The sequence below is a fragment of the Streptomyces sp. NPDC023481 genome (assembly GCF_055560195.1).
The window spans coordinates 419,290-431,975 of record NZ_JBVHJE010000005.1; the positions used below are offsets into that span (position 1 = coordinate 419,290).

Consider the following 12,686-nt stretch of genomic DNA (forward strand, 5'->3'; position numbering starts at 1 on the left):
GTTGGCATCGCCCGGCTTTGCCTGGCAACTCGGGGACCGCCGTGACGAGAGCGGCGCCGGTGTCCCCCGCACAGGAGGCGCGCACAGCCGTGGACTGGTTCACCGCACCCGACTACTGGCTGAGCCGGCTGGTCCTCCAGCGGGCCCTGGCCGCCCTGTACCTGGTCGCGTTCCTGACGGCGGCCCTGCAGTTCCGGGCCCTGCTGGGCGAGCGCGGGATGCTGCCGATCCCCCGGTTCACCGCCCGGGTGCGGTTCCGGCGCGCCCCCAGCCTGTTCCACCTGCACTACTCCGACCGCTTCTTCGCGGCCTGCGCCTGGACGGGCTGCGCGGTGGCCGCGGCCCTGCTGGCCGGGGCGGACTCCGCGCTGCCGCTGTGGGCCGGGATCCTGCTGTGGCTGGTGCCGTGGGCGCTGTACCTGTCGATCGTGAACGTGGGCCAGACGTGGTACGCGTTCGGCTGGGAGTCGCTGCTGCTGGAGACGGGTTTCCTGGCCGCGTTCCTCGGCAACGACGAGGTGGCGCCACCGGTCGTCGTACTGTTCCTGCTGCGCTGGATCCTGTTCCGGGTGGAGTTCGGCGCCGGGCTGATCAAGCTGCGCGGCGACGCCTGCTGGCGGAAGCTGACCTGCCTGTACTACCACCACGAGACCCAGCCGATGCCGGGCCCGCTCAGCTGGGTCTTCCACCGTCTGCCGAAGCCGCTGCACCGGGTGGAGGCGGCCGCCAACCACGTCACCCAGCTGGTCGTGCCGGTCCTGGTGTTCACCCCCCAGCCGGTCGCCTCGGCCGCCGCCGCCCTGATGATCGTCACGCAGCTGTGGCTGGTGCTGTCGGGGAACTTCTCCTGGCTGAACTGGATCACCATCGTGCTGGCGCTGTCCGCGCTGCGCCTGCCGGCGACCGCGCCGCCCGGACCGGCGGCGCCGCCGTGGTACGAGGTGCTGGTGCTCGCGGTCGCCGCGCTGCTGGTCTTCCTCAGCTACCGCCCGGTGGTGAACATGGTCTCCCGCCGCCAGGTGATGAACCGCTCGTTCGACCCGCTGCACCTGGTGAACACCTACGGCGCGTTCGGCAGCGTCAGCCGGGTGCGCTACGAGGTGGTGGTCGAGGGCACCCTGGACGACACCCCGCGCCCGGACTCCGACTGGCGGGAGTACGCGTTCAAGGGCAAGCCCGGCGATCCCCGGCGCTGGCCGCGCCAGTTCGCCCCCTACCATCTGCGCCTGGACTGGCTGATGTGGTTCGCGGCGCTGTCGCCCGGCTACGCCGGGGAATGGTTCGGCGCCCTGATGGAACGTCTGCTGGAGAACGACCGGGACACGCTGAAGCTGCTGCGCCGCTCCCCGTTCCCGCCGGACACCCCGCCCCGCTACGTCCGGGCCCGGCTGTTCCGCTACCGGTACACGAACTGGCGGGAGTTGCGCGAGACGGGGGCCTGCTGGGACCGGACGTTCGTGCGGGAGTACCTGCCGCCGACCCGGCTGGCGGGGGTGACGCAGCGCTCGTAGCCCCAGGCGGCTCACGCCCTGCGCAGCCGCAGGGTCACGAGCTGGAACGGGCGCAGGCGCACGGTGACGCGGTCGCCGTCCGTTTCCGGCGGCGCGCCCTCGTCCCACGGCCGCTCCAGCAGGTCCGTCGCCGTGACCCCCGCGACCCGGAAGCCGGCCGTGAGGGTGGCCCGGGCGCGGCCGCCGTGGGCCTCGTGGCAGCGGACGACCACGTCGCCGGTGCCGTCGTCGGCGAGTTTCACCGCCGTCACCACCACCGCCTCGTTGTCGACCGTGACCAGCGGGGCGACCTCCCGGGCGCCGGTCAGCCGGCGTTCCGGCAGGTTGACCCGCCAGCCCTCGCGGACGGCGTCGGCGATCGCGGCCCCGGGCAGCAGGGCGTGCCGGAAGCGGTGGACGCCCTGGTCGGTCTCCGGGTCGGGGAAGCGCGGGGCGCGCAGCAGGGACACACGGACGGTCATGGTCGTACCGCGGTCCCCGTCGGTGCGGACCGTGCGGGTGACGTCGTGGCCGTACGTCGAGTCGTTGACGACGGCCACGCCCCAGCCGGGTTCGGCCAGGTGGACGAAGCGGTGGTTGCAGGCCTCGAACTTGGCCGACTCCCATGAGGTGTTGGTGTGGGTGGGGCGGAAGACGTGCCCGAACTGGGTCTCGGACGCGTACCGTTCGGCGTGCAGGTCGAGCGGGAAGGCCAGCTTCAGGAACTTCTCCGTCTCGTGCCAGTCGACCTCGGTGTCGATGAGCAGCCGCCGCTCCCCCGGCGGCAGGGTCAGCAGCTGGGTGACCCGGGACGAGCCGAAGGCCCGGACGATCCGCACCGAGGCGCCGTCCTCGCCGGCCGTGACCGACTCGGCGTCCGTGAGGTCGGTGACGGTGTTGCGGTAGAAGGAGTCGACGTCCCAGGCGTCCCACATGTTCGGCAGGTCCGGGTGCAGTTGGAGGAGGCAGGCGGCCCGGCCGGGGGCGACGGTCTCGCGGTCGGCGGCGGGGTCGTAGGCGGAGACGACCAGGCCCCGGGCGTCGACGGTGATCCGCAGCAGGCCGTTGTCGAGGGTGAACCCGCCGTCCTCGCGCGGGGCGAGCCGCGTGCTTCCCGCCACGGCGGGTGCGGCGGCACCGCCCGCCGGGACGCCGTGGCGGGAGTGCGGAGCCGCGTTGAAGAGCAGCTCGGTGCCGCCCTCCCCGGCCAGGGCCCGCTGGGCCGCGCCGATGATCCCGTTCAGCGAGGCGGCGATCCGCTCGTAGGTCGCCCGTGCCTCCCGGTGCACCCAGGCGATGGAGGAGCCGGGCAGGATGTCGTGGAACTGGTGCAGCAGGACCGTCTTCCAGATCCGGTCCAACTCCTCGTACGGGTAGGGGAATCCGGTGCGTACGGCCGCGGTGGCCGCCCACAGTTCGGCCTCGCGCAGCAGGTGCTCACTGCGCCGGTTGCCCTGCTTGGTCCTGGCCTGGCTGGTGAGGGTGGCGCGGTGCAGTTCCAGGTACAACTCGCCGACCCAGACCGGGGGTTCGGGGTACTCGGCCTCGGCCTTCTCGAAGAAGGCGCGCGGGGTCTCCCAGGTCACCGTCGGGGAGCCCTCCAGGTCGCGCAGCCGGGCGGCCTTGGCGACCATCTCGCGGGTGGTGCCGCCGCCCCCGTCGCCCCAGCCGGTGGGCGCGAGGGAGTGCCGGGCCCGGCCCTTGTCCCGGAAGTTGCGGGCCGCGTGGGCGAGTTCGCCGCCCCTCATCGAGCAGTTGTAGGTGTCGACGGGCGGGAAGTGGGTGAAGATCCGGGTGCCGTCGATGCCCTCCCAGTGGAAGGTGTGGTGCGGGAACCTGTTCGTCTGCGACCAGGAGATCTTCTGCGTCAGCAGCCACCTGGAGCCGGCCGCCCTGATGATCTGCGGCAGGCCCGCGGCGAAGCCGAAGGTGTCCGGCAGCCACGCCTCCTCGTTCTCGATGCCGAACTCGTCGAGGAAGAACCGCTTGCCGTGCACGAACTGCCGGGCCATCGCCTCCGAGCCGGGCATGTTGGTGTCGGACTCCACCCACATCCCGCCGGCCGGCACGAACCGGCCCTCCGCCACGGCCTTCTTCACCCGCGCCCACACCTCGGGCCGGTGCTCCTTCACCCACGCCCACTGCTGCGCCTGGGACATGGCGAACACGAACTCCGGCTCATCCTCGATGAGCGCGGTCATGTTGGACGTCGTACGGGCCACCTTGCGTACCGTCTCGCGCAGCGGCCACAGCCACGCCGAGTCGATGTGCGCGTGCCCGACGGCGCTGATCCGGTGCGCGGACGGCACGGCCGGGGTGGACAGCACACCGGTCAGCCGGTCCCGCGCCCGGTCCGCCGTGCCGTTGACGTCCTGGAGGTCGACGGCGTCCAGGGCGCGTTCGACCGCGCGCAGGATGTCGTGCCGGCGCGCGGAGTCCACGGGCAGTTCGGCCATCAGCTCACCCAGCACCTCCAGGTCCAGCACCAGCTGCCACACGGTCTCGTCGAACACGGCGAGGTCCATGCGGGTGAGCGTGTACTGCGGCTCGCTGCCCGCGGTCTCCTTGTCGCCCAGCGGGGTGGGCCGGAAGGGGTGGTAGCCGAGGACGACCGGGTTGGAGGCGGCCTCGATGTGCAGGCGCACCTCCTCGCCGCCCGCGACGGGCGCGCCGATCCGTACCCACTGGTTGCGCGGGTTGAGGCCCTTCACCGGGGTGCCGTCGGGCCGGTACACCAGGCCCTCGCACTGGAAGCCGGGCATGTTCTCGTCGAAGCCGAGGTCCAGCAGCGCCTCGACGGTCCGGCCGGCCCACGCCTCGGGCACGGTCCCGGTCACCCGGAACCAGCTGGTGCCCCACGGGGCGCCCCACCGGGCGCCCACCTCGATCGGCCCGGGCTCGGCGGCGAGGCCCTCCGCGACCGGCACGGGCTCGCCGGGCGCGTGCCACACCGCGACCCGGAGCGGCACGGACTCGGGGTACACGGCAGGCCGGATGCGCTCGTCGAGGACGCGCCTGAGGCGGGCTTCCACCAGAATGCGGTCGTCATGCATACGGGATGCTCCCTGCGGGTTTCCGGTGCCGACCAGGCTGGGCGGCAGGGACGGGCGGCGCTGACGGGCACCGAACCGGCGCCGCCACCGGCGCCCCCGGTTCGGCCGCCGCCACCGCCGGCCCGGCGTTCACACCCCCAGCCTCGCTCCCGGAGGCCGGACCGACAACCGTGCCCACGCGCCCTGTTCACCGGGCACGGCCTCTCGACGTACTCCCCCGCCTGCGTGCAGAGTTCTCCTACCCGACGTCCGTACCGATGAGTAACGAGGAGTGCCCGTGAGCAGCTGGGCCGGCCGCAGTGCCGTCGAGATCGCCGCCGCCGTCCGTGAGAAGCGGGTCACGCCCCGGGAGGTGGTGGCCGAGCACCTCGCACGGATCGAGCGGCTCGACGGCCGGATCGGGGCGTTCAGGAAGGTCCGGGCCCAGGCGGCGCTCGCCGAGGCCGACGAGGTGGCCTCCCGTGCCGATCTGCCGGAACTGCCGCTGGCCGGCGTGCCGTTGGCGGTCAAGGACAACCTGGCGGTGCGCGGTGAGGCGGCCCGCAACGGTAGCGTCGCCACCCCGGACGCCCCGGCCGGCGAGGACCATGTGACGGTGGCCCGGCTGCGGGCGGCCGGTGCGGTGGTCGTCGGCCTGACGAACGTGCCCGAGCTGTGCGTCTTCGGCACCACGGAGGGCCCGTACGGCATCGCCCGCAACCCCTGGGACCCGGCCCGCACGGCCGGCGGCTCCTCCGGCGGCAGCGCGGCGGCGGTCGCCGCGGGCCTGGTGCCGCTCGCGCTCGGCAACGACGGGATGGGCTCGCTGCGCATCCCGGCCGCGAACTGCGGGCTGGTCACGCTGAAGCCGGGGCACGGGGTGGTGCCGGCCGGGATCGGCAACGGCGACTGGTTCGGGATGTCGGAGAACGGGCCGCTGGCCACGACGGTCGCGGATCTGCGGCTGATGCTGGCTGTCCTCGCGGACCGGGAGTTCGAGCCCCGGACGGAGCGGCCCCGGCTCAGGATCGCCGCCGCGGTGCGCAGCCCGCTCGCCGGGGTGAGCGTGAGCCGGCCGTATACGACCGCGGTCCGGCAGGCGGCCGGGGTGCTGGCCCGGGCCGGGCACCGGGTGCGGCGGGCCGAGCCGCCGTACCCGCTCTCGCTCGGCGTGACCGCGCTCCAGCACTGGACGGCGGGTACGGCGGTGGACGCGGAGGGCCTGGACCGGGCGCTGCTGGCCCGCCGGACCCGGGTGCACGCGGCCGTGGGCCGCCCGTTCGTCCGCCGGGTCCGCACCGGCGGGGCCCGGGACCGGCTGCGGGCGCGGCTGACGCCTTTCCTCACCGAGTACGACGTGCTGCTCACCGCGGCGCTGGCCCGCCGCTCCCCGCAGGCCGGCCCGTGGCACGAGCGCGGCTGGCTGCCCAACGTGCTGGCGAACACGGCCTATTCGCCGTTCACCCCGCCGTGGAACCTGACCGGCTGGCCCGCGATGTCCGTCCCGGCCGGCACCCTGCCCTCGGGCGCGCCCTGCGCCGTACAGCTCGTGGGCCGGCCGGGGACGGAGGCCGTTCTGCTGGAGCTGGCGGAGGAACTGGAGGAGTTGAGCCCGTGGCCGCGGACGGCCCCCGCGACCGGCGGGGCCTGAGGCGGGGGCCGGTGCGGGCCGCGGGGCGGTGCGGCGCTCAGTCCACGCTCGGCAGGATGTGCGGCTCGGCGAGGTCCTCCTCGTAACCCGCGAGGCGGATCGGGGCGGACCGGGCCCACACGTCGAGACTGCCGAGTTCCCCGGGCCTGCGGCCCGCGCGCTTCGTCTGCTCCTCGGGGCGCTGTTCGCGATTCGTCTTCTCCGGTGTCACCGCGCACTCCTTATGTGTCGGGTCACCCTTGGGGCGTACCGGACAGTCTGCGCTCCGGCGCATGACGCCCGCTCGGGTCTGCATGGAAGGCCAGTTCGGACGCGGTGGCGCCGGTGTCGCTGTCGGAGCAGGCCGTTGTCGACCGGCTCACCCCAGGACGGACGTTGGGTGCGGGTGGGACCCCTTGCTGCTGTCCGTCTCCTCCAGATTAACCAAATGAGCGGGCATACGCTCGATAGGGAATGCAAACAAGCGGTAACCGATGCCCTGCATTCAGCCGCTCAATACCCCCTAATATGGGGCTTTTTGAAACAAGCTGCTTACTCGTACGACCCGGTGAATCACCCATGTGGCCTACAGCGGCGAACACCTCTTCGCGTGCTGTCGGCCGAGCGGCGTCACGCGCCGCTCGGCGCGGTCGGCTGACGGCCGGCCGCCGCGCCCCGCGCGTCACCCGGGCGGCGGCTCACCACTTGCCGGGCGCGTAGTCCTTCAGAAAGACGCCGTACAGGTCCTCGCCCGCCTCGCCGCGCACGATCGGGTCGTAGACGCGGGCGGCGCCGTCGACCAGGTCGAGCGGTGCGTGGAAGCCGGCCTCGGCGAGGCGCAGCTTGTCGTAGTGCGGGCGCTCGTCGGTGATCCAGCCGGTGTCGACCGAGGTCATGAGGATGGCGTCGGCCTCGAACATCTCGTGGGCGCTGGTCCGCGTCACCATGTTCATCGCGGCCTTCGCCGCGTTGGTGTTGGGGTGGCCCGCGCCCTTGTAGCCACGGCTGAAGACGCCTTCCATGGCGGAGACGTTCACGATGTACGCCCGTCCGCTCGCCGCCTTCCGCGCGGCGTCGGCCATGGCCGGGCGGAGCTTGCTGATGAGGATGAACGGCGCCGTGTAGTTGCACAGCTGGGTCTCCAGCAGCTCCACGGGGGAGATCTGGTCGATCGTCTGCACCCAGGTGTTGCTGTCGACGACGTCGGGGAGCAAGCCGCCCGCGTCGATGGCGGTGCCGTCGAGGTGCCGGGCGACGCTGGCGTTGCCCGCGACCAGGGCGAGGTCGGCGACCTTCTGGGCGTCCAGGCCGCTGGTGCCGAGGGGCAGCGCGGCCAGGCCGTCGACCGCGCCGGAGTTGAAGGCGCCGATCACGTGGTGGGCGGGCAGTTCACCGGCGGGCAGCGGGGCGCTCTCGCCGTCCACGAGGGCGGCGTAGGCGGAGGGCAGGCGGCGTACGGTCTGCGTGGCGTTGTTGATCAGGATGTCCAGCGGGCCCGCCTCGGCGACCTGGTCGGCCAGGGCGACGGCCTGGGCGGGGTCGCGCAGGTCGATGCCGACGACCTCCAGGCGGTGCATCCAGTCCGCCGAGTCCTCCATCGCCTTGAAGCGGCGGATGGCGTCCTTGGGGAACCGGGTCGTGATCGTCGTGTGGGCGCCGTCGCGCAGCAGGCGCAGCGCGATGTACATGCCGATCTTGGCCCGGCCGCCGGTGAGCAGGGCGCGCTTGCCGGTCAGGTCGGCGCGCACGTCCCGCTTGGCGCGGTTGACGCCGGCGCAGTCCGGACAGAGCTGGTGGTAGAAGTAGTCGACTTCCACGTACCGCGTCTTGCAGGTGTAGCAGGACCGGGGGCGCTGGAGTATCCCCGCGATCCTGCCGGTCTCGACCTTGGAGGAGGGCAGGATGCCCTCGGTCTCGTCGTCGATGCGCTCGGCGGATCCGGTGGCGGTGGCCTCGGTCACGGCGCGGTCGTGCGCGGTCTTGGCGGCCCGGCGCTCCTGGCGGCGGCGCTGCTTCACCGTCCGGTAGATGTGCGAGGTGGCCCGGCGGACCGCGATCGCGTCGGGGTGGTCGACGTCGATCCGGTCCAGCTCCTCCAGCACGCTCAGGCAGACGGCCAGCCGCTCGGGGTCGATGCCGGGCCCGTGGACCAGCTCGTCCACGGAGGTGTCCGTGGGCATGTCCATGGACGCCGAGCCGTCCTCTGTCACCGTCATCGCGCTGCCGTTTCCCTGGTCACCCGCGCGGCGCTCGACACGCGCCCGCTATCGAACAGCGGATTTTACGGAGCGTCGGCCCAAGGCACCAAACCGCACGATGATCCCGGCCCACCGAAGCGCTCCGCCGGCCACCGGCCACCGGCCCACGGCGCCCACCACACCACCGGCCGACCTGCGCCCGGCGAGGGGGGTGTACGGGTGGCGCGGGGACGGATCCGGGTCCGGCCCGGGGCTGGGGTCAGCGGGCGGTGGCGCGGGCGAGGACCACCGTCCGACCGGGGGGCGGGATCAGCGGGCGGTGGCGCCGGGCAGGCGCCCCCCGCCCGGCGCCGGTGGCCACGGTCAGCGGTCCCCTACCCCCAGCAAGGGCTCCACCTGGGCCGACACCGCGTGGGCGAACCGGTCCAGGCCAGGAGGGGCCCGGCCGCCGGTCACCGGTGTGTCGCACATCGCCGGCCGGCCCGCCCCGCGCACCGCGTGCGCACCGGGGCGGGCGTCGCGGTCAGTGGTCGCACACCTCCAGCAGGGTTTCCACCTCGGCTGACACCGCGTGGGCGAACCGGTCCAGGTCCGGTACGGCGCGGGCGTCGGCGACGAGTCCGTAGTGGACGCGTCCGCGGTACGTCGAGATCGCCACTGCCAGCGCCTGCCCGGGCGCGAGCGGAGCCAGGGGGTAGACCTCGGTCAGCTCGTGGCCGCCGAGCCGGAGGCCGAGCCCGGGCAGCGGCACGCTGGTGACCAGGATGTCGAACCACAGCCGGGCCGCCTGCCCGACCAGCGGTCCGCCGAGCCGGTGGCCGAGCGCCGGCACGTGGTCGGCGAGCAGCGCCACCGCGCCGGCGCCCCGGTTCGGCCCCGCGTCCTTGTTCCGGATCATCGCCGTCCGCACGGTCTCCAGCCGGCCGAGCGGATCGGGCTCGTGCACCGGGAGCCGGGTCAGGTATCCGGAGAGCCGGTTCCCCGGTCGCTGGGCGGTGCGCTGGCCGCGCCGGGAGACGGGGATCAGCGCGCGGGGCGCCACACCCCTGCTGCCGTCGCCCCGCTCGTCCAGCCAGCGCCGCAGCGCACCGGCGACGACGGCGATGAGGACGTCGTTGACGGTGCCGCCGGCGCTCTTGCGCACCCGGTGCACGTCGTCGATGTCGACGACGACCCCGGCGGTGCGGCGGGTGCCGCTGGGCGCGCAGGCCAGCGCGGCGGTCGGGCGCATGCCGAGCGTGGACAGGGCGAGCGAGGCGCCGATGTCCAGGGCCCGGCCCACGTCGGACAGCGCGCCCCTGAGCAGCCCGGGCACGCGCGCGGGCAGCGCGCGCACGTCGGACAGCAGGCCGCACGGCGGCTCGATGGCGCGGGGCGCGCGCTCGGGCAGGTCGACCGGGTCCAGGACGCCCGCGGCGAGCTTCAGCGCGCGCAGCCCGTCGGCGAGGGCGTGGTGGAACTTGAACAGCACGGCGAAGGACACCCCGTCCGCGCCGGGCAGCACATGCGCCTCCCACGGCGGCCGGCCGCGCTCCAGCGAGCGCTCCATCAGCCGACCGGCGACCGCGTGGAAGTCGTCGGTCGGGGCGTGCAGCCGTACGTGGTTCAGCGGGTCGAAGTCCGGGTCGCTCTCCCGGGTCGCGCCGCCGAAGGCGAGCGGCTGCCAGCTGTCGCGGATGCGCATGCGCAGGCCGGGTACGGCGGCGGCGCGGGCGGCGAGCAGGTCGGCGGCGTGGGCGCCGGCGGTGGGCGAGTGCGCGGCGAAGACGCCGAGCGCCCCGAGGTGCATCGGGTGCCGGTCGGACTCCATGTTCCAGAAGGCCAGGTCGAGTGGAGCGAGCGGGTCGGAAGTCAAGGGCTTGCCTCACGCGTCGGCGACGGGCGGATCAGCAGTCAATCCCGGCGGAGCGATTACGGTCAAGTACGATCAGGCTACGCTCAGTTAAGGTCAGGTTAAGTCCCGCCCTCCGTGAGGACGGCGGGACTCAGGTGCCACCTGAGGTCACCTCAGAACGGGCGGCGCCGCTTCGGGTGACGTACCCCACTCCGACGGGCGCGGGCCGACCGTGAACGCCAGCGAGCGCATGGAGCGCAGCGCACGGGTGGTCAGGTAGGTCCGGTCGTGCGGTGTCCCGTCCGTGTGCACGGCCTGGACGTAGCGGTCGGCGGCCGAGGTGCCGGGCGCGGTCACCGTGAGCCGGCCGCCGGGCCAGTAGCGGCGGTCCAGGGTCAGGTCGACCCGTTCGAAGACCGGGGTGGTCAGGCCCCAGGTGTCGTAGCCGGGCTGGACCGGGAAGAGCCCGATGGACGACAGGACGTTCCAGGCGGACATGGTGCCGAGGTCGTCGTTGCCGGTCATGCCGGTGGGGCTGTCGGTGAACAGGGTCAGCGCCGCGTGCACCACGTCCGTGGTCTTCCAGGGCTGGCCGGTGGAGAGGTAGGTGTAGGGCGCGATGAGGTCCGGCTCGTTCATCGGGTTGTACGTGGCGGCGTTGTAGTAGGCATACGGGTCGCCGTGCACCCACACCTCGCGGGCGGTGCGCTCCGGGTCGGCGAGCAGCCGGTCGTAGGCGAAGAAGGTGTCCAGGCGGGCGTTGGCGGCGCGGGTGCCGCCGATGAGGTCGACCATGCCCGGCACGTCCTGCGGCACCAGCCACTGGTACTGCCAGGCCGTTCCCTCGTGGAAGCCGGTGCCGCGGGCCGGGTCGGGCGAGCCGGTGAAGGCACCGGCGGCGTCACGGGCGCGGAAGAAGCCGGTGGCGGGGTCGAAGACGTTCCGGTAGTTGCGCGAGCGGGCGGCGTAGCGGGCCGCGTCCTTTGGGTGCCCGAGGTCACGGGCCATCTGGGCGAGCATCCCGTCGGCGAGCGCGTACTCCAGGGTGACGGAGGCGCCGTGGTGGTAGTCGGAGTCGCCCATCTTGCTCAGCGGGCGGTCCTGGATGTACGGCGCGAAACCGTGCGCGAGGTACTCGGCGTTGGCCTCCCGGCCGATCCCCGGGTACGCGGCCGGCGGCACCCCGTCGGCGTTCTTGCGCAGCGCGCGGTAGGCCCGCTCCTCGTAGCCCTTGAGCAACCCCATCCGGTAGGCGGTGGTCAGGAACGGGGTGACCGGGTCGCCGCTCATGACGTTCGTCTCGACCGGGCCGTAGCCCCACTTGGGCAGCCACCCGCCGTCCTCGTCGATCGCGACGACCGACCGGGCCATGTCCCGGGCCTCGCGCGGGGCGAGCAGGGCGAGCAGCTGGGCCTGGGTGCGGTAGGTGTCCCACAGCGACCAGTTCTGGTAGTACGTGAAGCCCCGGGCGCGGTGGGTGCGGCGGTCCCAGCCGAAGTAGCGGCCGTCGGCGTCGCTGCCGATGTTGGGCGCGAGGTAGGACCGGTACAGCGAGGAGTAGAAGGTGCGGCGCCGCGCGGGTGTGCCGCCCCGCACCCGGACGGCGGCGAGCCGGTCCTCCCACTCCTGACGGGCCCGGTCGCGCACGGCGTCGAAGGACCGGCCGCCCTCGGCGCGCAGGTTGCCGGCGGCGCCGCGCGCGTCGACGTACGACAGGGCGGTGGTCGCCTCGACCGTACGGTCCCCGGTGGTGTCGAAGCGGACGTAGGCACCGCCGGACCCGCTCCGGGCGCCCGGGGTGACGGTCCCGCCGTCCCAGGTGCCGTAGGCGGTGAAGGGCCGGCTGAAGCGGGTGATCGTGTAGACCGTGTAGGGGCCGGTGTCCCGGCAGAAGCCGTGGCCGGTGATCTCGGTGCGCACGGTGCGGTCGTCCAGGATCCGCACCGAGCTGCTCACCGGTCTGTGCAGCGACTGGGCCGCGTTGAGCAGGACGTTGGCCTTGTCGGTGGCCGGGAAGGTGTAGCGCTGCACACCGGTGCGGGCGGTCGCGGTCAGCTCGGCGCGGATGCCGGAGTCGAGGCCGACCCGGTAGTAGCCGGGGGTCGCCTCCTCGTCGTCGTGCGAGAAGGCCGCCGCGTACCGGGTGTAGTCCGTCTGTGTGACGTCTCCGGTGGTGGGCAGCACCGGCAGGTCCCCGCCGATCCGGCAGCCCACGCCCGAGAGGTGGACCAGGGAGAAGCCGCGGACCCGGTTCTGCGTGTAGTCGTAGCCGGTGTTGTGCCCGGTGTCCGGGGAGAGTTGCACCATGCCGAAGGGCACGGCCGCGCCGGGGAAGGTGTTGCCCTCGTTCTGGGTCCCGATGAACGGGTTGACCAGGTCGGTGAGGTGGCCGTCGGTCCGCTCGGCGGCCCGTGCGGCGGGGGTGGCGATCAGCGTGGACGCTGCCATCACCCCGGCCAGGCACAGCCGCGTGCGCCGGGTCCCTCTCATGTCGGATGACCT

Annotated in this window: 7 protein-coding genes; 2 read left to right on the forward strand and 5 right to left on the reverse strand. The window is 73.4% G+C overall.

What is annotated here, in order from left to right:
* Positions 1–89: 89 nt before the first annotated feature.
* Positions 90–1,511 (forward strand): lipase maturation factor family protein, encoded by a 1,422-nt coding sequence (locus tag ACZ3ZD_RS14095; protein ID WP_467396440.1) that lies wholly within the window; start codon positions 90–92, stop codon positions 1,509–1,511.
* An 11-nt stretch (positions 1,512–1,522) separates the two neighbouring features.
* Here ACZ3ZD_RS14095 and ACZ3ZD_RS14100 read toward each other — a convergent pair whose 3' ends face one another.
* Complete coding sequence (locus ACZ3ZD_RS14100) at positions 1,523–4,543, reverse strand: alpha-mannosidase (protein ID WP_467396442.1); 3,021 nt, start codon at positions 4,541–4,543, stop codon at positions 1,523–1,525.
* Positions 4,544–4,820: 277 nt separating this feature from the next.
* Here ACZ3ZD_RS14100 and ACZ3ZD_RS14105 point away from each other — a divergent pair, with 277 nt between their 5' ends.
* Positions 4,821–6,173 carry an amidase gene (locus tag ACZ3ZD_RS14105; protein ID WP_467396444.1) on the forward strand — a complete coding sequence of 451 codons (1,353 nt, stop codon included), beginning with the start codon at positions 4,821–4,823 and terminating at the stop codon, positions 6,171–6,173.
* 37 nt (positions 6,174–6,210) lie between these two features.
* On the opposite strand, the gene ACZ3ZD_RS14110 is transcribed toward ACZ3ZD_RS14105, so the two are convergent.
* The 4 genes from ACZ3ZD_RS14110 to ACZ3ZD_RS14125 form a co-directional block, all read right to left on the reverse strand.
* Entirely contained in the window at positions 6,211–6,384 is a 174-nt protein-coding gene (locus ACZ3ZD_RS14110) for a hypothetical protein (protein WP_467396446.1), read from the reverse strand.
* A 466-nt stretch (positions 6,385–6,850) separates the two neighbouring features.
* Positions 6,851–8,368 (reverse strand): SDR family NAD(P)-dependent oxidoreductase, encoded by a 1,518-nt coding sequence (locus ACZ3ZD_RS14115; protein WP_467396448.1) that lies wholly within the window; start codon positions 8,366–8,368, stop codon positions 6,851–6,853.
* Positions 8,369–8,873: 505 nt separating this feature from the next.
* The gene (locus tag ACZ3ZD_RS14120; RefSeq protein ID WP_467396450.1) at positions 8,874–10,205 is read right to left on the reverse strand and encodes a wax ester/triacylglycerol synthase family O-acyltransferase; all 1,332 of its coding nucleotides are present in this window, start codon (positions 10,203–10,205) and stop codon (positions 8,874–8,876) included.
* A gap of 147 nt (positions 10,206–10,352) precedes the next feature.
* Positions 10,353–12,674, reverse strand: coding sequence for a GH92 family glycosyl hydrolase (locus ACZ3ZD_RS14125; RefSeq protein ID WP_467396452.1), 2,322 nt, complete (start codon positions 12,672–12,674; stop codon positions 10,353–10,355).
* Positions 12,675–12,686: the final 12 nt, after the last annotated feature.